The organism is Leptospira bouyouniensis, from assembly GCF_004769525.1.
Lineage (GTDB): Bacteria > Spirochaetota > Leptospiria > Leptospirales > Leptospiraceae > Leptospira_A > Leptospira_A bouyouniensis.
The window spans coordinates 31,151-53,505 of sequence record NZ_RQFT01000018.1; the positions used below are offsets into that span (position 1 = coordinate 31,151).

The 22,355-nt window shown below is 37.6% G+C and carries 25 protein-coding genes; 11 read left to right on the forward strand and 14 right to left on the reverse strand.

Annotation, left to right across the window (positions count from 1 at the left end):
- Positions 1-54 precede the first annotated feature (54 nt).
- The gene (locus EHQ43_RS19370) at positions 55-234 is read left to right on the forward strand and encodes a YegP family protein (protein WP_135772087.1); all 180 of its coding nucleotides are present in this window, start codon (positions 55-57) and stop codon (positions 232-234) included.
- On the opposite strand, the gene ppnP is transcribed toward EHQ43_RS19370, so the two are convergent.
- Positions 225-536, reverse strand: a complete 312-nt coding sequence (gene ppnP / locus EHQ43_RS19375; protein WP_012476864.1) for a pyrimidine/purine nucleoside phosphorylase — start codon at positions 534-536, stop codon at positions 225-227. The two genes, EHQ43_RS19370 and ppnP, sit on opposite strands and share 10 nt — an antisense overlap.
- A 108-nt stretch (positions 537-644) precedes the next feature.
- On the opposite strand from ppnP, the gene EHQ43_RS19380 reads away from it, so the two are divergent.
- Positions 645-1,253: a TetR/AcrR family transcriptional regulator gene (locus EHQ43_RS19380; protein ID WP_208731165.1), complete on the forward strand. Its 609-nt coding sequence runs from the start codon at positions 645-647 to the stop codon at positions 1,251-1,253.
- An 8-nt stretch (positions 1,254-1,261) separates the two neighbouring features.
- On the opposite strand, the gene EHQ43_RS19385 is transcribed toward EHQ43_RS19380, so the two are convergent.
- Complete coding sequence (locus tag EHQ43_RS19385) at positions 1,262-1,735, reverse strand: PaaI family thioesterase (RefSeq protein ID WP_135772112.1); 474 nt, start codon at positions 1,733-1,735, stop codon at positions 1,262-1,264.
- A gap of 93 nt (positions 1,736-1,828) precedes the next feature.
- Here EHQ43_RS19385 and EHQ43_RS19390 point away from each other — a divergent pair, with 93 nt between their 5' ends.
- The gene (locus EHQ43_RS19390) at positions 1,829-2,416 is read left to right on the forward strand and encodes a TetR/AcrR family transcriptional regulator (protein WP_135772088.1); all 588 of its coding nucleotides are present in this window, start codon (positions 1,829-1,831) and stop codon (positions 2,414-2,416) included.
- A gap of 25 nt (positions 2,417-2,441) precedes the next feature.
- On the opposite strand, the gene EHQ43_RS19395 is transcribed toward EHQ43_RS19390, so the two are convergent.
- From EHQ43_RS19395 to EHQ43_RS19410, 4 genes are all read right to left on the reverse strand, one after another.
- On the reverse strand, positions 2,442-2,630 hold the full coding sequence (locus EHQ43_RS19395; RefSeq protein WP_135772089.1) for a hypothetical protein: 189 nt from the start codon (positions 2,628-2,630) through the stop codon (positions 2,442-2,444).
- Positions 2,627-3,220, reverse strand: a complete 594-nt coding sequence (locus EHQ43_RS19400; protein ID WP_167481835.1) for a helix-turn-helix domain-containing protein — start codon at positions 3,218-3,220, stop codon at positions 2,627-2,629. The genes EHQ43_RS19395 and EHQ43_RS19400 overlap by 4 nt, the downstream gene beginning before the upstream one ends.
- Before the next feature lie 543 nt (positions 3,221-3,763).
- Positions 3,764-4,642 carry a ParB/RepB/Spo0J family partition protein gene (locus EHQ43_RS19405; RefSeq protein ID WP_135772091.1) on the reverse strand — a complete coding sequence of 293 codons (879 nt, stop codon included), beginning with the start codon at positions 4,640-4,642 and terminating at the stop codon, positions 3,764-3,766.
- A gap of 31 nt (positions 4,643-4,673) precedes the next feature.
- The gene (locus tag EHQ43_RS19410; RefSeq protein WP_015679065.1) at positions 4,674-5,405 is read right to left on the reverse strand and encodes a ParA family protein; all 732 of its coding nucleotides are present in this window, start codon (positions 5,403-5,405) and stop codon (positions 4,674-4,676) included.
- Between the two features lie 718 nt (positions 5,406-6,123).
- On the opposite strand from EHQ43_RS19410, the gene EHQ43_RS19415 reads away from it, so the two are divergent.
- Positions 6,124-6,714, forward strand: coding sequence for a helix-turn-helix domain-containing protein (locus EHQ43_RS19415; RefSeq protein ID WP_135772092.1), 591 nt, complete (start codon positions 6,124-6,126; stop codon positions 6,712-6,714).
- Positions 6,715-6,717: 3 nt separating this feature from the next.
- Here the strand turns inward: EHQ43_RS19415 and EHQ43_RS19420 are convergent, their stop codons facing one another.
- Positions 6,718-7,164: a hypothetical protein gene (locus EHQ43_RS19420; protein ID WP_135772093.1), complete on the reverse strand. Its 447-nt coding sequence runs from the start codon at positions 7,162-7,164 to the stop codon at positions 6,718-6,720.
- A 116-nt stretch (positions 7,165-7,280) separates the two neighbouring features.
- Here EHQ43_RS19420 and EHQ43_RS19425 point away from each other — a divergent pair, with 116 nt between their 5' ends.
- The gene (locus EHQ43_RS19425; RefSeq protein WP_135772094.1) at positions 7,281-8,246 is read left to right on the forward strand and encodes a YheT family hydrolase; all 966 of its coding nucleotides are present in this window, start codon (positions 7,281-7,283) and stop codon (positions 8,244-8,246) included.
- Here the strand turns inward: EHQ43_RS19425 and mdoH are convergent.
- Genes mdoH through EHQ43_RS19440 form a run of 3 tightly spaced genes read right to left on the reverse strand, consistent with a single transcriptional unit; the run spans position 8,224 to position 12,201 of the window.
- Positions 8,224-10,266, reverse strand: coding sequence for a glucans biosynthesis glucosyltransferase MdoH (mdoH, locus tag EHQ43_RS19430; protein ID WP_135772095.1), 2,043 nt, complete (start codon positions 10,264-10,266; stop codon positions 8,224-8,226). The genes EHQ43_RS19425 and mdoH overlap by 23 nt on opposite strands.
- A complete protein-coding gene (locus EHQ43_RS19435) occupies positions 10,263-10,652 on the reverse strand; it encodes a hypothetical protein (protein ID WP_135742779.1) in 390 nt (129 codons plus the stop codon). The genes mdoH and EHQ43_RS19435 overlap by 4 nt, the downstream gene beginning before the upstream one ends.
- On the reverse strand, positions 10,636-12,201 hold the full coding sequence (locus EHQ43_RS19440; RefSeq protein ID WP_135772096.1) for an OpgD/OpgG family glucan biosynthesis protein: 1,566 nt from the start codon (positions 12,199-12,201) through the stop codon (positions 10,636-10,638). Before EHQ43_RS19440 ends, EHQ43_RS19435 begins: the two co-directional genes overlap by 17 nt.
- Before the next feature lie 142 nt (positions 12,202-12,343).
- On the opposite strand from EHQ43_RS19440, the gene EHQ43_RS19445 reads away from it, so the two are divergent.
- From EHQ43_RS19445 to EHQ43_RS19460, 4 genes are read left to right on the forward strand one after another with little or no spacing between them, the layout of a single operon-like run.
- The gene (locus EHQ43_RS19445; RefSeq protein WP_135772097.1) at positions 12,344-13,825 is read left to right on the forward strand and encodes a hypothetical protein; all 1,482 of its coding nucleotides are present in this window, start codon (positions 12,344-12,346) and stop codon (positions 13,823-13,825) included.
- Complete coding sequence (locus EHQ43_RS19450; RefSeq protein WP_135772098.1) at positions 13,822-15,618, forward strand: hypothetical protein; 1,797 nt, start codon at positions 13,822-13,824, stop codon at positions 15,616-15,618. Before EHQ43_RS19445 ends, EHQ43_RS19450 begins: the two co-directional genes overlap by 4 nt.
- 11 nt (positions 15,619-15,629) lie before the next feature.
- Positions 15,630-16,526, forward strand: a complete 897-nt coding sequence (gene dgcR / locus EHQ43_RS19455) for a diguanylate cyclase DgcR (RefSeq protein WP_135772099.1) — start codon at positions 15,630-15,632, stop codon at positions 16,524-16,526.
- A gap of 18 nt (positions 16,527-16,544) precedes the next feature.
- Complete coding sequence (locus EHQ43_RS19460; protein ID WP_135772100.1) at positions 16,545-17,591, forward strand: serine/threonine protein kinase; 1,047 nt, start codon at positions 16,545-16,547, stop codon at positions 17,589-17,591.
- A gap of 3 nt (positions 17,592-17,594) precedes the next feature.
- On the opposite strand, the gene EHQ43_RS19465 is transcribed toward EHQ43_RS19460, so the two are convergent.
- The 4 genes from EHQ43_RS19465 to EHQ43_RS19480 form a co-directional block, all read right to left on the reverse strand.
- Positions 17,595-18,380 carry a TrmH family RNA methyltransferase gene (locus EHQ43_RS19465; protein WP_135772101.1) on the reverse strand — a complete coding sequence of 262 codons (786 nt, stop codon included), beginning with the start codon at positions 18,378-18,380 and terminating at the stop codon, positions 17,595-17,597.
- Positions 18,381-18,433: 53 nt separating this feature from the next.
- Positions 18,434-18,871: a PIN domain-containing protein gene (locus EHQ43_RS19470; protein WP_135772102.1), complete on the reverse strand. Its 438-nt coding sequence runs from the start codon at positions 18,869-18,871 to the stop codon at positions 18,434-18,436.
- A 5-nt stretch (positions 18,872-18,876) separates the two neighbouring features.
- Positions 18,877-19,182, reverse strand: coding sequence for a type II toxin-antitoxin system Phd/YefM family antitoxin (locus EHQ43_RS19475; protein ID WP_135772103.1), 306 nt, complete (start codon positions 19,180-19,182; stop codon positions 18,877-18,879).
- 122 nt (positions 19,183-19,304) lie between these two features.
- On the reverse strand, positions 19,305-19,850 hold the full coding sequence (locus tag EHQ43_RS19480) for a dihydrofolate reductase family protein (RefSeq protein ID WP_135772104.1): 546 nt from the start codon (positions 19,848-19,850) through the stop codon (positions 19,305-19,307).
- 28 nt (positions 19,851-19,878) lie between these two features.
- Here EHQ43_RS19480 and EHQ43_RS19485 point away from each other — a divergent pair, with 28 nt between their 5' ends.
- Together EHQ43_RS19485 and EHQ43_RS19490 are read left to right on the forward strand one after the other, a co-directional pair.
- Positions 19,879-20,433: a TetR/AcrR family transcriptional regulator gene (locus EHQ43_RS19485; protein WP_135772105.1), complete on the forward strand. Its 555-nt coding sequence runs from the start codon at positions 19,879-19,881 to the stop codon at positions 20,431-20,433.
- Between the two features lie 143 nt (positions 20,434-20,576).
- On the forward strand, positions 20,577-22,355 hold the full coding sequence (locus EHQ43_RS19490; RefSeq protein ID WP_208731169.1) for a PAS domain-containing sensor histidine kinase: 1,779 nt from the start codon (positions 20,577-20,579) through the stop codon (positions 22,353-22,355).

A 22,355-nucleotide genomic window follows, 5' to 3' on the forward strand; every position in this document is an offset into this window, starting at 1 on the left:
ATTGCCAGAATTTTTAATGATCGGATACCATTGCTTTTCCAAGGAGATACGTACATGTCAGCAAAGTTTGAAATCTACAAAGACAAAGCAGGAGAATTCCGATTCCGACTCAAAGCAGCCAATGGTGAAATCATTGCGTCTAGTGAAGGATATTCATCAAAACAAGCTTGTGAAAACGGCGTCAAATCTGTCAAAACGAATGCCGCTGATGCAGGAATCGACGATCAAACATAAGAACAGCAATAATCTGTTACTGTTTCAATTTTTAATTTGAACTTGGATCCAGCAGGGACTTCAAAGGTAGCTTGGCCGTTAATTTGAAGCCATGTTTCGGATCCAGGTAACAATACCGATAGTTTACCAGATTGGATTTCCATAATTTCTTTCTGATCCGCCCCAAATTCATACTCACCAGGCAACATGATCCCAAGGGTTTTTTTCTCTCCATTGGGGAATAAAACGGTGCGGCTTGTCACCTTGCCATCGAAATAGATATTTGCAGATTTTAGTACTGTTACGGATGTAAATGAACTCATACGGACACGATTTCGAGGTAACGGAAGGCTTCCAAGTGATTTCTCAAGCATTTACCAAGGAAACTGGTCTAAAAAGTGTTTGCGAAATTCAGATTAGTAGGAAGGCTGATGCCAGTGCCTCAAAAGATTTCCAATAAATCCGATAACAAAAAGCAACTAGCAAGGGAAAGATCAACGGAGAGGATTTTAGCCTCTGCCATTGTCCTTTTCTCAAAACACGGATTTGCCCAAACGACTATGGAAATGATCGCAAATCATGCAAAAATTTCCAAAGGGTTAGCTTACAATTATTTTAAGAGTAAAAACCAAATCTTTGAACACATCATCGATTCCCATCTAGCAAAACAGGAAAGATTTTATAACAATATCCCACCTAACCTATCTGCGAAAGAATACGTAAGGGAGTTTTTCATTCGGTCCATCCAATTTGCAAAGGAAGAAAGAAAAACGATGGTTCTAATTTCTGTTTGTTTATTCCAACCAAGTGCCGTTTCCCTTTCCAAAAAAATGATCGAAAATGTGGAAAGGCGATTTGCTCCCTTTAAAGAAGCTATGCGGGAACGATTTCGGGCTTATGGGATCAAGGATCCTGACAAAGAAATGATATTTATCAAAACATTTTTACATGGTGTGATCATGAGCCAACATTTCAACGATACCACAACGTGTACTCCTACAATCATTGAAATGTTACTCGAACGTTACGATTCTAAATAAGGGAAATTTTACTCCCCAACTCCACCTGGAATTTTTAAAATCAATAAATTGGTAGTGGCAGTCGCGAGCAATTTATCTTTTTCCGTTCTCATCTCCCCTACCATATGAATTGTTGAAAATCCTTTTGCTTCGACACTAGCTTTCACAATCACCTTTTGGTCTACAGCTACTCCCCGGATGTATTGGATATTCATATCAATGGTGGTTGTTGGGCGTTTGGCCACCAAGTAACTAAGAGGGCCAAAAGCATTATCGAATGCAGCAGCGATCACTCCGCCTTGCATCATTCCCATAGGATTTGTTTGGTCTTTTGTGACTGGAAAAGAAACTGTTATACTTTTTCCTTTTGTGTAGGAAATGATCTCAGCATTCATGGATACAAAAATGGGAGGTGGGACTGTGATTTTTCTTCCACCATGATTAAAATTTTCGGTCATTTCTTGTAAAATGGCCTGGGTTTCCTGGGTGCTCAATGTTTGCATAAATTCCCTTCTTATGTTACCAGCAGTAACATTTATAGAAATAAAAGCAAGAAAAAATGTTGCCATTGGTAACTTATTTTCTAATATATCTCTGTGAGAAAAAACACCTACCATCATGGAGATTTAAAAAATTCCATTATAAAATCCTGCCATAAGTTACTTCAAAAAAAAGGAATGAGTGATTTTTCCCTTAGAGAGGTAGCCAATTTATCAGGAGTTTCTCATGCGGCAGTATACCGGCATTTCCAACATAAGGATGAAGTTTTAGAAATTTTATCGGCGATTGGATTTGATCGATTGGCTTCCTTACAGAAAAAAGTCGCAAAAGACAAAAAGAATCCTGATGAATATTTTGTGAAACTTGGACTCGTATACATCCAGTTTGCTCTGAAAAATCCCAATTATTATAAACTCATGTTCCAAACAAAACGAGAAAAAGAATCGAAACAATTAAAAAGGTCAAAACTGAGATCGTATGCCGTTCTCGTACATGGCTGTCGTTTTTACCTGAATGCTAAAAAAAGAAAAGAAAACCACAGAAGTTTTGCACTCATGTCTTGGTCACTTGTCCATGGATTTAGTAATCTAAGCTTAGAAACCAATTTTCCTAATTCCGAGGGCAAACGATTGAACCAAAGTCAAATTGAGTTGGCAGCATCGATACTACGGTATGCCACTTAAAATTGATACAATACTGAGAACCAAATTAAGAGAGATTTACTTCCTCGAATTTCTCTAAAAATTCTGATATTTCTCTGACAAACCTCATAGGATTCTCTTTCCCATATTCGGTGTAGAAAAACATTTTTTGTCCATCATTTGCATTTGTACAATTTTTCACTTCATCGAGTTGTAAGTATAAGTTCCCCGTTTTTTTGTGGCGATACACTTTCATAAAATACCTATCTGTAATCGATTGGATTTAAGTTTAGTTTTTTCCATCCATTGGTTCCAAATTTTTTGTAAACTTTCTTCCATAGAATCCGGCGAGTTTAAATGTGAAATTTTGGAATGTGTTGAATGAGATAAAGTCTTTTCACTCCAAATTTTAAATTCTTCAAACGAAGTGATCTTATGTAATGTATTCTTTATTTGTACTGTACTACTAGGGACGTAACAAGAATCCAATGCTGGTTTGGAATCGTTTGCGGCGGTGGTTTGGAGATTCCTAACGTTTGTTTCTGTTGTTTGGCTTGGATTTTTTTCCAATGCACGTGGTTGGAACTGAAGGATAGGTTTTAAAAAACGTCTCCTTCCGTCAAAACCAGTTTGTTCGAGAATTCCTAATTTTTTAAGTGAGGTGATGAGTCTCGAAATGGTGTCTGCTTTTAGGCCAAGGATTTCGCTGAAATAACGATTCGATGCAAAACAACCACCGTTGTCATGGAGCGAAACGATTTCGGCAAAAAGTTTTGTTTGGCTATGGGATAGGTTTAGATTTTCAATCCAAACGGGGATCCATATTCCTTTTCGATTAGTTTTCATTTTAGGTTCCTTTTCCAAACCCACACAACTCCGGCTACGAGTGTTTGGTTATATTTAGCCGATACATCGTTAGGATGTATTGTCCCCTGCTCTCCCCTTCCCAAGTTTTGTATAAAAGAAAACAAACCTTCGGTCATAGAAAGAAGAAACGTTTTGGAAGTTCTTACGAACGTCCATCGGAACTTTTGGTAAAATTCCGGGTTGAACTATAACGGCATAAGTGGTAGAGCCGTGTCCGGTTGTGTGCCCCGAACGTTCCCTACATGTACAGATCTCTCCATTTTGTCAATGGAAAAAATGAGACATAATTCACCAGGAGTCTCATTGGGACCTTTCGAGGAATCCGGGTACTGTTGTAAAGGTTTGGGTGGGGGATTTGATTGGAGTGAAAAGTCCCTGGGTTGCTACCACACTTCCCAGGGTTTTTGTTCAACCCAGTTAAGGATTGAGTACAATGTAAGTGATATTGGAATTCAGTACAAGTTTTTTTCTAAAGGAAACTTAAAAAAAATCAATTCTATGAATCCATTGGTAAAACAATCTTTACTTCTTATACTTTCGAATTGTTTCCTCTAACATCGCTTTTTCATTCTGCAAAACAGATATTTTTTCTTTGATTTTTGCCAATTTAGATTTTAAGTCTTTGAGTTCCAATTGACTGAGTTTTGGTTTTGCCTTTGTTTGTTTGTTTGGTTTTAAGGGGCGTACATATTCGCGAAGGTCACTTCTCGAAGGGAAGTCACCCTTTTTCTCCAGTCCTTTGATCAAGTAATCAATGGCTTTTTTTCGATTTGAAACATCGAGTGGCGCAATTTCTGTAAATAGACTTGTTGGGATTTGGTAAATTGGATGAGATTTATCAGCGTTTGAGTTATGACTCGTTTCCTTTAAAATCTCAGCGTGAGTTATTTTTGTTTTTACCCATTGAGCTGATTTATTGATTCTTTTTGCCAATTGTTCGTTCGTTTCTTTGTGACGATTTTTTAATTCTTGGAGGGATAGGGCAAGGTCGGCTTCCGATAAGTCTTCTCTTTGGAGATTCTCAACCAGTTTGATTTCCGGTAATTTAGTGATGTCAATTTGTTCTACGTTTTTGACCACTGCAGGAATCGATTTGGATTTTAATAGTTTGTGTGCCCTAAACCTTCTTTCTCCATTGATGAGTTCGTATTTTCCTGCTTTTTTTCTGACAACGATTGGTTGTAATAATCCATATTGAGAAATGGAATCAGCAAGTTCTCGGATACTAGCTTCGTTAAAAGTTTTTCTCGGATTATTTTCTGTGATGATTAAATCGATTGGGATATCAATTGTCTGGTGTTGTGTCGAGTTTTCAGAACTTAAAAATGGGTTAAGAGATGATGTTCTGTTTGAGGCTTTTGATAAAATGTCGGCAGGATTAAAGTTTGTTTTGTTTTTCATAATTATTTCATCTAAAGTACGCCGGCGTACTTTATTTAAGAATCTCCGCTAAATTTTCGAAAGCTTTCCAAGGAGCACTTCCCTCTTGAAGAGGTTTTCCGGTCTCTGTACGGTCCCGAATACTGTCGTTTTTTGGGATTGGTTCTAAAATTTTTAGTGATTTGATATTTCGTAATTTATCCAAAAGGTCCATTTGTTTTTGAGATGTTCCCCATTGAGAGGGGAGGATCATAACAGACTTTTTTTTACTTTGTTCATCAAATCTTTCCGCTTCGTTTACTTTTTTTAAAACTTGAGCCACTGTTCGCACAGCCCATTTGGAAGGAGTTACTGGCACAAGGATTACAGAAGCTGGTAAATAAGAGGTGATATTTTCAGAAGATCCCGATCCAGGTGTGTCGATGACAACGTAATCATATTTAGTTTTCGAAAGTACGTTTTTTAGTCTTGGGATGATGGAGAAATCTTTGGATGCAAGGTAACTTAAGTCAGAGAGTTCGATGATGGAAGGAAGTACATCTACATCGTTTGATTTTTTAATCGATTCTGCCAGAGTTGTTTCTGCATTCAAAACAGAAAGTGTGTTTCCGGAATCAAAAAACTCAACTGGTTCTTCGGGGAAAAAGAAGTCAGAAAGGTCTGCTTGCGGGTCCATGTCGATCGCAAGAGTAGAACCTTTTTTTGAGAGTGCGAGGGCTAGGTGAATTGCGGTGGTGGATTTAGAAGTTCCACCTTTGATATTGGCAACCGTAATGATTTTCATTGCAGATTTATTTTTTTGTTCCTAGTTTCGGTTGCAATGAAAATTAAATTTTCGAATTTAATTTTTAGAAAGTACGCCGGCGTACCTTTGAATTAGATCATAAATTTGAAATCTTTGGTGTAAAAGAGGTGCCCTAAGCAAAGGATCGTAGCGGAAAATCAAAACCTGGAAGGTTTTTGGTTTGGAGCGAAGAGCCTGGTCGTTTTCTCAAATTAATCTGGGAAATGGATAGATTCGATGCGCCCAAAGAAAGAGAAAAAACCAAGTGAGAAAAAGAAAAATTCTTGTACGATTTTGAATGTAATTTATATTTATCTCAACCCTTTCTACTGGGTGATGTAAACTTTCTGGATTGTGTGGAAGCAGTCCAGAAAGACTCTCTTCCCTCCCCTATTGCAAATCAAGATCACATCGAACCAATCGACAACGTCGGATTTGGGGTTCAAATATTATGTCACATTGGACTTGACAAAAAAATCCATTCTGATGAATAGAAGCATGGAGTAGGGGAGATGTCCCGTGACTCTTTATGCGGTCTTCCACATATATGCCGCAAGATACATCACCTGGGATTCCTATGAATTCCAAACATGGACGTTTGCAAAAACTTCCAATTTCAATTGCGTTGCGATAGCTTTAACTTCTTCGTAACGCAAAGTTCCAAAGAACAAATTAGTTTTTTGGGCACCGAAGGTCTCTGTTGGAAAAGAGAGGGAGTATGAAAGGGAAAGAAAGAACAGGAGTTTGGGTCGCACAATGGATTTATGATTTGGATTTAAATCCAAATCAGATTCGGTTGTATGCGGAAATTGTATCCTTGGATGCAAACGATGGGTGTTTTGCATCGAATGAATATTTTGCAAAGATCTTACGATTAAAGCGTGATACGGTATCGCGACTCATCTCTCAGTTGAAAGAGAAAGGTCTTTTAGTCCAAACCCGTTTTGATGGTAGGAAGCGGTTTTTGAAACCCGTGTTGGATACAAGAGTTTCATCCCAAAGTTCTACTGGAAAAGAGAAACAGAAGGAGAGTCTGGATAGGACGAAAGTAGGGGAGAGTTTTGGAAGCAGATCCAAGGCTGCCTTGTATGAAGGTAAGGTCTCTTGTTATACAGTACAAAAACAAAATACTGTACAATTTGATTCATTGAAAACAATAGAAGAAAAATGGAACCAGTTTCTTAAGTGGATAACAGAAACAATGTCCGAGTCAACTAGGGAATCACTTTTACAATTAAAGGGACCGGAAGAGTTGTCAGGGTTACAACGGCGGTATTGGGACCGGTGGATTGGAACCCTGAAGTCTTAGTGATTATTTGACTTGGGTGATGTCTTGGCGGAATTGGGATCTGCCACCTGGATACTCGATGATGTAGATACATTGGCAATTTTCCCAAGCAGGACTTGAAAGGAAAAAACCACCTTCTTCCGATTGGCAAGAATCTTGTTTTGGTTTGATTTTGTGGGCTGCAATCAGTCTGCCCAAGTCTTTGATTTCTGTTTCTGAGAGTTCTACGGATTCATTTTCTAACAAAATGCTTGTTAGTTTTGGGGATGTGGAGAGAAGGTTTGTTGCATTCACACAAGTAGTCCTTCGCATGGCTAGGCTACCAGATTCGATTGCTTGCGCACTCGCTTTGGCAGAGACCGCGGCATAAAATACTTCGGATCCGTCTTTTTGTTTCCATTCGGATTTCCAAGGGGTATAGGTTTGGCATGTGTAGAGAATCAAGAGAAGTAGAATGGGTAAGTATCTCATGTTTGAATTCTAATCAAGGAAGAGTCTTTGTCAATGGAAAGAGTCGAGGTCGAGGACGGGGTTTTGTTAATTTATTGTAAAATAACAGTTTTGTTTCAGATTAGGAACTGACAAAGATGAGTTTATTCAAACCGATCCCTCTTTTTTCTGGCCCCATGGTACAGTCCTTTATGGCGTCTTTTAAGTCAAAGGCTGACAAAGCCTATGGGAAAAATCTGAAAGGGGAGTGGAGATCGGTAAAAACAAAAAAAGGTGTCACTTTACTCGCAAGAGTGCATGATGTTCAGAGTCCCAAAGGGATCGTCATCTTGGTGCATGGTTGGGAAGGCAGTATTCATTCCAGCTACATCATTCGAACCACCAAACATTTTTTAGCAAAAGATTATTCTGTATATCGATTGAATTTGAGAGATCATGGAGATACCCACCATTTAAACGAAGGGATCTTTAATGGAAGTTTATTGGAAGAAACTTATGACGCGGTGCTGGAATTGGCAAAGTCAATCAAGTCCAAACTTCCCGTGTACTTGGCCGGCTTTTCCCTTGGTGGAAATTTTGTACTCCGAATGGCAGGAAGGCATAGCATGGCCAAAGCGGATCAAAAGATTCCAGGGCTCAAACATTGTTTTGCCTTTAGCCCAGCTCTAGATCCAAAACTTGCCACCATCAAAATGGACAACCATCCATTCCTTCGGAAATATTTTTTAAAATCATGGAAATCTTCTTTAGAGAAAAAAGGCCAACTCTTTCCTCATTTGTATTCCTTTCATGATTTGGATCGATACGAATCGGTGATGGATTTAACAGAAAAAATGGTGAAAGAGTTTTCTCAGTTTCGTTCTGTTGACGAATATTTTTTATCTTATACTTTGAATGACCTCTTTTTCAAAACGATCAAAGTCCCAACCACCATTTTGACTTCTATGGATGATCCGGTGATCCCTTGGAAAGAGTTCACTGAAATCCCAACCTCCGCTTACATTGATGTGGTGATTGAAGCAAAAGGTGGTCACTGCGGATTCATTGAAGACTGGAAACGATCTTCGTATTATTGGAGGATTATGGAAAAAAAGATGGGTTGATCTCTTCCCAAATTTTTTTCCAATAATTCCCCCACTTGGATTTTTCAGAAGTCCAAAATTTTTGAAAAAATAAATCTAACAATTCTCGATTAGAAAGGATGTTTAACATTTTTTTTCGATCCAAACGATCGGGTCCTTCTCCAAGTAAAATTTCGAAATCCTTTGTGATTGATTCCGAAACTTTTGACCTGTAGGATTTGTTCCCTTGTAATTGTTTGTGTTTCTTGTGGAAAATAGGATGCACAAGTGCATAAAAAATTTCTTTACCTTCCATTCGATTCTGATCATTACGTGAGAGTTCTTCTTTCAAATTGTTTGTTAGTGCTAAATTCGGTTTCCAATACGATAGATCAAAAAACGAATGAAAGGATTTTTGTTCGCGACTTGTCAAAATCACAAGAGGGATGGAGAGAGTCCAACCAATCCAAATGGGCATGGTTAAGAAAAAAAGCATAAGGGAATAGGAGTAACTGATATAAGCAGAAACAAGTCCAAGGATGGTGATTCCAAAAAAGGAAGAAACCACATAGGAGAATGGGTAACTTGATTCCGCATCACGGTTCTGCGGGCCCCAAGAAATCTTTTTGTTTAGGAATATGGACACCACAAAAATGCTATGGTAAATCATATAGATCGGAGCGATGAGAATGGAAAATAAAGTTTCAAAAAAGAAGGCTGGGAACTTTTGGAAAATTTGTCTGATCGGTAAACTCAAATAACTTAAAACTCTTGGTAAAAAGAGAAGGATTAATGATAAATATAAAAGTTTTAAATACAAGGGATCATAAATCTGAGCTTTGAAGTATTCGAACTCTTCTGGCAACATTGAGTAATTGAGGAACTTACTTTCTTCTATATAATTCCACAAACTGAGTAAAATATAACAAAGCCAGATAGGTGAATTGAGGTAAGACAAAATTCCATTTAAGATGTGGATACGATTGATGAATGGAATCTTTTTCCCAAATAAAAACCAAAAATGTTGCATGTTCCCTTGGCACCATCTTTGGTCTCGTTTCAAAACATCGATGATATTCGGAGGATTCTCTTCGTAACTTCCTTCTAGTTCATAAGCACATAAAACTTCGAATCCCGCCTTTCGCATAAGGCTTGCTTCCACTGTATCGTGGCTTAGAATTTTTCCACCGAGCCCACCATACTCCGGGAGATGAGGGAGGGCACAGTATTCCATAAACGGTTTGATGCGTAAGATGGCATTATGCCCCCAATAACTATTGACATTGATCTGCCAAAAACTAGCCCCTTTTAAGAAATAAGAACTAAATAGGTAAGAGGAAAATTCCGTTAGTTTTTGGAAAAGTGTTGTTGCGCGAAATAATTTAGAATTGGTTTGGATGATCCCTGCCTTCGGGTTACGTTGCATCATGGCAATGAGTTGTATGATAAGGTCTCCACTCATCAAACTATCAGCATCTAAGATGATCATATACTCATAACGATTGCCCCAACGACGACAAAAATCAGCGATATTACCACTTTTCCCATTAAGGTTACTTTTTCTTCTTCGGTAATGGAATTTTTGATAATTTCCAGTTGCTTCACATAACCCAAGGTAAGCGGCTTCTTCTTTGATCCATTTTTCTGGAGTTCTCGTATCACTTAAGATGAAAAAATCTAATTTAGGAAGGGAATGGTATGTTTCGAGTGATTCATAAATGACTTTGATCCTTGCAAAGATCGAAACTTCATTTTCCTCGTAGACTGGCATCACAAGAGCAACAGGAACTGATTCGATACTTTGAAAATCCAATTCATTTTCTGGGATTTTTTTTGCTCTGAATAAAGGATCCCCTTTTTTTAAGAGAGAGATCAAAAATCCAAACAGGGAAGTGGTTGCTCCATAGGATAACATGGGCAAAAGGAAAAGTAAGGTGATGAATTGGTAATACTCGGTTAACTCAACTCCACCAAAGGAGATGATTTGCGCAAATGTAGATAACCCGATGATGATTGGTATTATAAAAACAATGAAAAATAGAAAACGATGTAATTGGATCATAATAACCTAAAGATGATGAGGTAATAGAGTGCCGTCCAAGTGAATATGGAAACTATAATGAAGATGGGTTTAAACGAACTGATGATGGATTCTTTTGATTTGATTGGTTCCATTTTCCAGTCGGAATCCTTTGGAACCATGGATCCAAATTGCCAGGCCCTGTCAGGGAAGGGAAGAGGCGATTCAGTACCGATGTTATTTGCTTTTATATATTCGATCCAAAGGGGCCAATCTTTTTCCCATCGGTAAGAGATGTTTGTGTTTTGGAAAAAATGGGAAAGAGTATGCGAGATGTTATATTCATTTTGAACTCCTGATAACAAAAGGAAAGTTCGCAAACGTTCACTCAACTCAATTTGATACAAAGTATTATTTTGAAATTCCATCTCTGTATATCCAAGTTTCTGTGATTTTTTGATTTTCTTTCTCTAAATAAACATTCCAATTCGAAACTTCAATTGGTGATGTATGCCAAATTTGTAATCTCCATTGGTCAAGTTCACGTATCTTTTCGATTTTATAACGAATTTGATCTGCTGGGATCACATCATTTTTGATGATGGCTTTTAGTTCTGTTTTTGGATCTAAGGCTTTTAGGAAATCACCTGTAAAATAAAGTGTTAACATTTTTTCCTTAGGGAACAAAGGGTCTGTTCCTTTATAATAGGATGAAGTTTTTCCCAACTGATGAGTTTCTGGTGATTTTTCAATATAACTCAATCTATATTGGAATTCGTATCCTTCTTTCAAATTCGGAGGAATGTTTGGTTCCCAAAAAATAGTTACGTTGTCATCGGAATCAAGATTAGTTGTGAATTCCAATAGATATAATTCACCTTCTCCCCAATCTCCTTTGGGTTCTACCCAAACACTTGGCCTCCGATGGTATAATAATTTTTCATCTTGGTAACTTTTAAATTTACGATCCCTTTGGATGAGTCCAAAACCCTTTGGATGATTCAATTCTATACTTGTCAGTTTGGTTTTTTTGGGATTGATGAGAGGCCTCCATTCCCAATTGTCTTCACCAAGATATGTTAGGAGCCCATCAGAGTCATGGATCTCAGGATGGATATTGCCAAGGATGGGGACATTGGATTCTCCATAGAGAAACATCGAAGTGATCGGCGCAAATCCCAACCGTTTGATTTTTTTTCGTAAATAAATTTTAGCTCGTATATCAATGGTTGTGATCTCGCCAGGTGTGACAAAAAATTCATACGCACCTACTACGGATTCACTGTTCATTATGGCATAAATCAAAATAGAGGAATCATTTTTTTCGGGACGTTTGATATAGAAACTTTCAAAGATAGGAAATTCTTCTTTCCCTTCAGGGCCGGTGTTGATGGCAAGACCTCTTCCCGATAAACCATACACTTGGTCTTTGGAAAGTGCGCGGAAATAAGAAGACCCTTGGAATACTAAAAATTCCTCCAAGGTTTCCTTTTGGTTGATTGGATAATGGACTCGAAAGCCAGTGTATTGCAATTTTTTACTTAACTCAAAAAAGTCGTCTGTGAGAGGCAGGTTCCCAAAGTGAAACCGAGACGAATCATAAGGAATCTCAACTGGCTTTTCTTCGATCACTTCATAAATTCTAATCCCATTGCTATAAATATGGCCTGGATGGAAAAAATGCAATTGGTAGGGGAGAGCTAAATTTTTCCAAATGGCAACGTCTGGTTTGTATTCAATTTGCCTATAATCTTCAAAACTGATTCCATCGAGTCCCGGAATTTTATACACAGGAGTTGGAACGAATTTGGATTTCAGTTTTTGTTTTGCAATTTGGTCTGCGGCATTAAAATCAAAAATTTCAGAATTGGCGGAAATCGAAAAGAGAGTGTGAACTGTAAGATCATTTTTTTTAAAGATAACGAAGACACATAACAATATGGCAATGATGGCAAAGTATATGTTTAATTTCTTCATAAGAATGAGTCTTTGAAATGATCATGAAAGGTCATTCAAATTCTGGAATGTAGTAAAATACTTTCACTAAACATGGATTAAGCAATAGGAAAATATTTTTCAGTTGCATGATTCAATTCCTTCTATAACGTTTTCCCAACTTATGAAGTCCCATTTGAAATTGTATTGTTTCGTTTTTTTGATTTTTGTCGTAAATTTTGTGAGTTGTTTAAGTGAAGAAAAATCAGAGAAAGTATTCGGTACATCTGTCATCTCTTCCAACAAACCGCAAACGTTTAAAAAAATTGCACCTTTAACAGCCAATTCTTATGGATCTAGGAAAAATCTGTATGAACATGGATGGGCAGTAATCCCTTCAGGGAAAAAGGCAATCGACCTTTCCAAAGAAAATCTGATGAGTGCAAATGTGGCCAAAGCTATGGTCCTTGTTAAATTAAAAAAACGAAGCGAAGATTTCCCTGGAAAACTCGGGAATACCATGAATGCCGTGAAACAATGGACAAAAGAAGGGTATTCGGATGGTACGAAAAGAACAGAAGATATTTATGATGCAGGTGTCCAACTTTCGAAAGAAGAGTGGAAACTTTCTAAATCCAGCTTCAGTGAAGCTGGGAATCGATTTGTATTAGGGTATGTATTTTTAGTCCCAAGAGTGAAATCTGACTGGGATGTAATGGATAAAGAACTAAGTCGGTATGCAGATGTGCGAGATCAAAAATCTAACCAACTGAATCAATTATTTACATCGACTTTGAAAAACAATTCGAAGAATGTGATGAATTCTTGGGGAGATTCCTTTAAAAAAGCTTCCGACGAATTCACTCGAAATTACGAAGAGTCAGGTGAGAGAGACAATGCACTCCTTGCACTCGTTGATATCTTCCAAGGTTATACAATTGCCTTGAAGGAAGTTGTGATCTCACCTGTTGCCAAAACAACTGTGAACACAGGTGAACTTTTGTTAGTCAATGGAGTGTATGTTCCCCTTTCGCAAGGGATGAATTTTTCTTCTAATGCATTGGTTTCGACAGGACTTGTATTTTATTACACAACAAAATCGGGATACCGTGTTTTTTCTCCTACACTCGAAGCTGGGATGTTTAGTTCAATTGGGATACTTTCCGCTTCTGCAACATTACCAACGTATACTTCTGGAACATCGATAGCTCTCTTTAACCAAGTGACCTCTGTTGCCGCCACAACAGCGGGTGGTGCCATTGGTGCGACAGGTGGGGTAGGTTATGAAACCACTGCCTACGCAACGGGACTCACGTATGACCTAACAACTGGCACTGCCGAAGCAGGAATGTATACGATGAGTTCCGGGATCGTACTCGGTTACTCTGCACTCACCGTTTTACCTCCACAGATTTTACTCACAGCAGTGGATGGACCAATTCTCATCATGTATGATGGGCCAAGGGTTGTAATTGCGGTTGTGAAAGGAAATTATGTGGAGGAAGAAGACCTTCCCACAGGTACTGTGATCAACTTAGAAGAAGCAAAAAAGAAAGGGAAAGTTAAAATCTTATCAGATGATCCAAAGCTCATCAAAAAAGTACTCGATGCTGAGATGTCAGAACAAATGAAGCGTTCCAAAAAATTAGAGGCGCAATCGAAATGAAATTCAATCTTATACTAAAATCCATTCCATTCAGTTTATTTCTTTCTTTCCTTTTAACTTGTGCAGGTACAGATAAGAAAGCTGAAGATCCATTAAAGAATACCAAAAAACTTGTGATCGAAGGGCATAGCTCTCTCTATTATCAGGGAGCATTGCCTGTGAAAGGTACAAGCATTAAGTTTATCCCTCCGATGGAAGAAGCATCGATTACAGTTCTCGGGAGTCGTTATGATTTTGCTGCGGAACAATTTTCTAAATCAATGATCAAAGCCTCCGAATCCGTTGTGATTGTCAAAGACGGAACCAAAATGAGTTGGAAAGCTGCAGGGAATATCAATGACAAAGGAGAACAAGTTCGCAAGTTCCTAAATGAAAACGCAACAAAACCTGGACTCTTTATCATGTATGCCTCTGCTGCGGAATCATATGGGCTCATTGGATCTTCTTTTGAAAGGGGAAAACAAAGCCACCAAGCTGTGATTGCAAAATCAGTTGAGATTCGTAAAGAGTGGGATGAATGGGCTGATATGCAACTCAATCGAGAGATGCCAAAAGATACATCACCTTCTGCCAAAAAAAGATTCCAAAAGTACCAAGAGAATTTCCAAAAGGATTTTGAATCTACAGTTTATGGTTACATTGATTTGGATGATGCATTAAAAACGTCTTGGAATGAATCTTACGAAGACTTTCGAAAGGGAGGATTCTTTAACCGCAATTCTGAAATCAATGAGTTTCGATCGGCTGTTTCGGAAAGCATTTTTGGAAGTTGGAAAGAAACCATCTTCCAATATGGGAAAGATACAAAAGAAGAGTTAGGGAAAGCCAAAGGGGAAATTGAAGCAATTGCTGACAAAGATGAAGGCATTCCCACTGCGTTATTGAAATCATTTTCGAGAGCAACCAAAGCGATTTTGTATGATAGTATCATCAAACCAATTGGCAAGGTGGCTTTATTATCAGTAGGTTATGTAACTTGGAATGGACTCATTTATCCTGTTGCCTTGGGTGCGAATGCTGCGGGAACCACCATGTATGGGTTAGTGGAGACAATTACATTAACAGGGAAAGGTGTTGTGTATTTGACAGCACCCAGTATTGAACTGGTGTTAGGTTCTATCATCAATAGTACAGAAGTGATTGTCCATGAATCAGTCCAGTCTTTAGATAAGGGCGCTAAAGTCACATCTGCTATGTCTAGAAAATCATCTGCTTATTCCGTGAAGTCTGCTGCCTTTGTGACAGAGTCATCTGGTAAGTACATCCTTGCACCTATGAGTTATGTTGGAGTTACCACTGGCCAGGCGGTTTTAGGGGGAGGGCTTGCTGTCACAGGAAGTGTAGCAGGAGGGACTGTGGCAGGGGCTTCTGCTACCACGGAAGTTGTTACCTATGCGACTTCTCAAACTACATCAGCAACCGTCGGTGTCGTTGGATCTGCTGCTTCCTTTGGAACAGGAGTGGGCTATGGAGTCTACCAAGTTGGCAAAGCGATTGGTGTGCCTTCAGGTGTCGCTGTTGGAACGGGCATTGTTCTCAGTTATGAGTTTATGGCACAAATCTCAGCACATTCGATTTTAGCAGCGGCAGATTGTACGTATTTAGTGTTATCCCTTGAAGGTGGTAAATGGGTTGTTTATGGTGTGAAAGATAATTCTAAAAAAGCATCACGATTGTTGTCCGGCGCTGTCATTGATTTAGACCAAGTTAGAAAAGAAGGTGGGACGATTGTAAAAGTGCCAATGGAACCTGGTGAAGTAGAAAAAATACTAGGTAAAAAAAAGAAAAAGTAAACGATAGGTGAATGCCAAAAGGTCTCAGCAAAATCCTAATCATTGAAGATTCTGACCTACAACGGAAACTCCTCAGTCGGTGGGTTTCCAAAAATGGTTATATCGCTATTGAAGCAGAATCTATTTCTATTGCACGGGAAAAAATACTCAGTGAGCCGATCGATGTTGTGTTACTTGATTGGGAATTACCTGATGGTAATGGTATCGATTTAATATCTGATATTCTATCTACATCTCCCGTGGGTTGGCTTCCAATCATTATGGTCACAGGCCATACAGAACCTGAATATTTTAAAATAGCAATAGAGGCAGGGGCCACTGATTATATCACGAAACCTGCCAAAGAAATCGAATTACTCGCAAGAATTTTTGGTGCCTTACGAATCAAGGCTTTACATGACCAATTGCGGGAAACCGCGATCAGAGATGTAATGACAGGTCTATATAATCGGCGTTATATGGAAGAGCGTATCGAGCAAGAATTCCAACGTTGTAAGAGGCATAATAGCCTTTTGTCAATGGCAATGATCGATATTGATAAATTTAAGAATGTCAATGACACATATGGGCATGAAATTGGTGACCAAGTGATCAAACAATTAGCCCATGAATTAAAAACAAGTTTTCGAAAATCAGATATCATTTCTCGGTTTGGTGGGGAAGAATTTGTCATCCTCTTCCCTGAAACAGGCATTGCCGATGCGACAAGAGTTTTAGACCGAGTGAGAGAGAATGTTTCCAAAATTGAGATGAAAACAAATTCGGATCAGATGTTTCATTTTACATTTAGTGGTGGAGTTGCTGGTGGAGATTTAACTGAGATTCAATCCAATCAAGAATTGCTGAAAATTGCTGATAAAAATTTATACGAAGCAAAGTCTTCTGGTCGCAATAAAATCGTAAGCTAGAAGTATTAGATTATCCACTTGAACATTCATCATTCGTTTTACCAATTAACTCCAGACACAATTTTAAATGCTGTTGAATCTCTTGGTTATGAAACTACGGGAAGGTATTTTGTTTTAAACAGTATTGAGAATCGAGTTTACGATATCGAAACCGCAAAAGCTGGTAGAATCGTTGTTAAATTCTATCGACCAGGAAAATGGAATTATAACCAAATCCTAGAAGAGCATGCATTCTTAAAAGAGTTAATAGACGAAGAGATCCCCGTATTAGCTCCCATCGTTATTGATGGAAAAACGCTCTTCGAATGGGAAGGAATTTATTTTGCCATTTGGCCTTTACGAAACGGAAGGATTGTCGAAGAAATCCAATCAAGTGATTTGGAACGAGTAGGTGCCTTATTGGGAAGGATCCATTCCATTGGAAAAAGGAGTCAGATCAAAAGTAGACCATCACTCGATATCCCAAGTTATGGTCTTTCTTCTCTACAGTATATATTGGATCAAAATCTAATCACCAATTCAGCGTTAGCGGAACGATACGAAAAAAATGCACGGAATGCCTTTGCAATATTTGAATCACTCACAAACGAATACCAAATTCCTTCCCAAAGGATTCACGGCGATTGCCATAAGGGGAATTTATTAATTTCAAGTGATGGTTTTAGCATTTTAGATTTTGATGATTTTTTGCACGGACCAATTGTGCAAGATTTTTGGATGTTACTTCCGTTTGGTGAGGCTGAACGGAAACATGAGTTCTTTGATTTTTTTGCTGGTTACTGTATGTTTGCAGACTTTGATGAAAACTGGCTCAAACTCATTGAGCCTTTACGGATCATACGTTTTATCCATTATGCAGCATGGATTGGAAAACGTTGGGAAGATCCTTCGTTTCCCTCTCTCTTCCCTCATTTTGGAACGGAAGAATATTGGCTAAAAGAAACATTAGATTTAGAGAATGCAAATCGTGATTTAGATGATGCCAATACTTTACCTTCTCCATCGAAAGAAAACAACGAACCGGAAATGACCAATAAAGATTTTTTTTGGGATTGGGATAACTAAGGTTTAGAGAAGGTGGGATAGTGCCACAGCCAAGGCATGAGAAACATTCAACGAATCGATTTTATTTTGCATGGGAATATAACCAATCAAATCCGATGTTTCCAAAATATGATCTTCAATCCCATTGGCCTCATTTCCTATGATGAGGACCAGGTTGTTTGGTTTTCCGAGGGCTTGGATCATTTTGGTTTTAGATACCAATTGAGGGTCTTCTTTCGGAAGTGCTAGTGATATCAGGTTTCCTCCATTTTCTTTGAATCCTATTAACGCTGTGGAAAGATTTGTCACTTTGGCTAACTGCAATTGGAAAATGGCACCCATGGAAACTCTCACGGATCTCCGGAGATAGGGTGATGCTGATTGGGAATCAAAGAGGATGGACTGAATGCCAAAGGCAGCCGCATTGCGTAGAATGGAGCCGATATTCTCGCTATCTACTATCGAATTGATGATGAGAATGGGAAATTGTAAATCCTTAACCTCTACCCACCTTTGTTTGCCTACCGCCATAAATCCTTGGTGGACATGAAATCCAATCGTTTCTTCAAAGATTGATTTATCCGCCACAAAACAATGATTAGGATCAATTAACTTTTTATCGATGAGGTCTTTATGTTTAAGCCAATATTTTTCTGTGCAAAATACTGATTTTACTTCAATATCTGACTTTAACAAACGGACTGCCGTTTTCTCATGATCGGCAATGAAATATTCCGAAGGTGATTCTTTCGATTTAAGAAGGTGGTAATCTCTCAGTCTCTCGTCATGTGGGGAAAGGATTTTTTGCATGAGTTAATTTTTGATCTTTTATGTTTTTACGGAAACACAGCTTCCCCGCGATGTTATGCGATGTCTGGTCTTAATCCGAATTTTGCAGCTACTTCATTGACTCTAGTATCAAAACTATGAAATGCAAAGTTTGATGAATGCATAACATCTTTTAAGAAAATTGCAGTTGCAACATGAATTCCATCTAAAGACCTACAATCTGCAATTTCCTTCTTTAATTCTATTATAGATTGAATATTCTCGTCAATTTTCATTAGGGAACATTCAGAAAGAAATTCTTTTAGAAGTTTTTCATGCTTTGAAAGCCATTGCGCAGAAAGGTTCTTTTTGTTATTTTTAAAGAATCTTCTTAAAACGAGCGTCGCTTCTATTAGGGTAAGGATAGAACTCACTTTTTCGCTAGGTGCATTCCAAATTTTTACTGCTTTATCGTTAAAATGATCCCCTAGAATGATAGAAAGTATAATGCTAGTTTCAATATAATAGATCATCTATATTAAAACTTATCTTCTTTTGAATCTTGGTATAAGGTCCACCAATCAACTTGTTTTTTATAATTTAGGTTTTGTTTTTGAATTTTACTAATTTGTGTGGATTTTCGTTTAGCAGGAATTAATTTTCCTTCGCTTGCAAGTTGATTCAGAATTTTTTGTACATTATTGTCGGAGTTTTCTTTTCCCGGATATTTGAGTTCAGCAACAACTCTGTTGTGCTCTGTAATTAGCACATTTTCACCATTTTTAACTAATTCGATATATTGGCTTAGATGAGATTTTAATTCGCGTATTCCGACCAATATCATAATTCAAAATTGTGACCATTGTGACCTCTTTTGTCAATTGATTTTCCTTTAGAAATTGTCTTTCTTTGTTGTCTTAATTTAGGAATTTTCATTTTTAACGTTAACTTTGCAAGATGTTCGAATCACATCCTATTTTTCACAATCTCATATTCATTTTGGACAAATCCATTGGGAAAGGTTTGTGTTTTTCTGTGTTTCAATTCAATCATTTGATCGGTAACACCAAAGAGAGAAATCCCACTTCCAAGTAGAATGGGAATTTGTGTGATTGTGATTTCATCCAATAGGGATTCTTTCAGAAATGACTGAATTAGTTTCCCACCATCCACATAGACATTTTGATACGCCTTTGTTTTGAGATAAGAGATTAGTTCCCTGATCGGGCGAGTAAAGATAGAAATATCATGTTTAGTTTCGATTTGGTAGTTCGGATTGTTTGATACCACGATGACAGGGACATTTTCGAACGGATAGGGTTCAAACTGTAAAACGGTTTCAAAGGTGATTCTACCCATCACGATGCAATCAATAGACTCCATAAACGACGTATACCCAAAATCTTCATTTTCCAGATGGTATTTTTCTGCATGAAGCCAGTCGACAGAACCATCCTTTTTTGCAATAAATCCATCCAGGCTACTTGCAATATATGCTTTCAATGATAACATATTTCTACAGTGTAGAAATATTCAGAAAATGAAAGAAAAAATCACAAATCATGCCTTAAGAATGCTAAAAAAAGACGGATTAAAATCCTTCAGTATGCGTAAACTCGCTGAAAATCTATCAATCGATCCGATGACAATTTATTATTACTTTAAAAATAAAGACCATCTTATGGCGGAGCTTGTGGAAGTAGTATTTCGAAAATTTCATGAAGGCTTAAGATTGGATGAAGGGATTGGAAAACAGGAGGAAAAATTGAAAACAGCCCTCATCGAATATCGTTCCTTTTTTATTCAATACATCGACTTGTCTTTGTATCTAATCCAAAGTCCAAACCAAGAATATCCTGCTGTGAAAAATTTGAATGATTTGTTTTTGGATTTGATCCTAGCCTTAAACCCTTGCGAAAATCCTGAACTCACTCGAGATATACTCATCGATTTCATCCATGGGAATGCACTTTCTGCATCGAATCATGTACGGAAAAGAGCAAGTGTTAGCACTAACCAATTTCTCCTAGGACAATTTCGAAAATCATTGAATCTATTATGCAGCCGTTTGTTTTATAACACTCGTTTGACCTAAACAGGGTTAGTTCCTTCTTTAGTGGATCTACTAGATTGGAATCATTCTGAAATAGACGATAATATCCTATCTATATTTAAAATGAGTTGCGTTTCGTATCTTTTAGATTTTCTATACAAATACTCGTTATCCTTTCTTATTACATGAATTTAGATCCAAGAACTGTTGTTTTTATCAATATTGTCGGATGTCTTTTGATGTCTGCTGGACTGTGGTTTGCGTCGGGTTATTATTTCAAAAAACTCAGGATGGTGAAGGCATGGTCCCTTGCGACATTATTGCAAGGTTTTGGATGGATTGTCATGGGAGCATTGCGCGGTCAAATCCCTGATTGGATTTCTATTAGCTTTGGTAATACATTTATTTTCTTATCCATTTTGTCTTACGATGTCATCATCGTGAATTTATTCGGGAAAAAATCAAATTGGAAAATCGGAGTTTTTTTTGCAGTCGTATTGTTTGTTACACTTGCATTCTACCAGGTTTCAACCTTCCCACAACAGTATCGAATATCGATTCTATCCTTATTTCCAAGCATACAATTCCTTCTCACAGCAAAAACGATCTTCGTTGAAAATCGCAAACAACGCCTAACAGGGAACTTTATATTCTATTTATTTCTCTTCAGTGGTTTATTCCTTTTTGGTCGATCCCTAGTTTATACATTTACGGATGTCGCAAGTACTCAAATTGCTTTTGGGAAAGGGCCAATCCAAGACATTACCTATTTATTTTTTTATGTGATTTCTGTGCTTTTGACATTCGGATTTTTATTAATGTGCATTGATATCTTTATCAAAGGCCAAATCCAAGATGAAGAAAAGTACAAGTCGCTTGCCGAAAATTCAACTGATATCATTTGGGTATGGAATTTTGATTTAGAAAAATTCACATATGTGAGTCCATCCATTGCTCAAGTTGCTGGGTATTCAATCAAGGAAGCATCTAATATCCACATTTCTGACACGTTTACGAAGGATACTTATTTGCAATTTAAGGAATTATTGATTCCTCGTATGATCGATTTTCGGAATTCAAATATGAAGATCCCATATGCCTACGAACTGGAACAATTGCGAAAAGATGGTTCTACAATTTGGATTGAAGCCAATACTGTCTTCCAAAAGAACCAAAATTCAGAAATAGAATTACTCGGTGTCTCTCGTGATATTGATGGTAGAAAAAAATCAGAGCGGGAGATGAACCGATATTTTAAAGAATTACAATTGTTAAACTATACAAAGGATAAATTTTTTTCAATCATATCTCATGATCTAAAAGGTCCCATTGGTGGTATGAATACATTCATTGGCATGATCTTGGAAGATATGGAGACCAGGTCTCCAAAACGAATGCGAAATGACCTTAATATTTTATATCAATCTTCAGGTGAAGTGTATGCTTTGCTTGAAAATTTATTAACATGGGCAAGGTCTCAGACCAATGAGATTACTTTTTTACCAGAAAATGTATCTGTGAAAACAGTTGTGGATACTGTTATTTCCTACTTTACATTTATGACTGAGAATAAAGGGATTCGGATTCAAAATTTAATCGATAATGATATTTTTGTTTTTGCTGATGAGAATATGTTAGAAACAATCTTAAGAAATTTAGTTTCCAATGCGATCAAATACTCTCATGTAGGTGGACAGGTAAAAATTTCAGCGGAACCAATTGATGGAAATGTTTCCATTCAAGTAGAAGATTTTGGAACAGGAATTACCGATGAAATTCGAAGTACGTTTTTTCAAATTGATGCAAAACAAAAGAGTATGCCTGGAACCTTAGGGGAAAGAGGTACTACACTTGGTTTAATCCTTTGTAAGGAATTTATCGAAAAAAATCATGGGAAAATTTTTGTTCAAAGTGAAGTGGGGAAGGGATCTAAATTTTTCATCACTCTTCCCAAAGGCAAATAA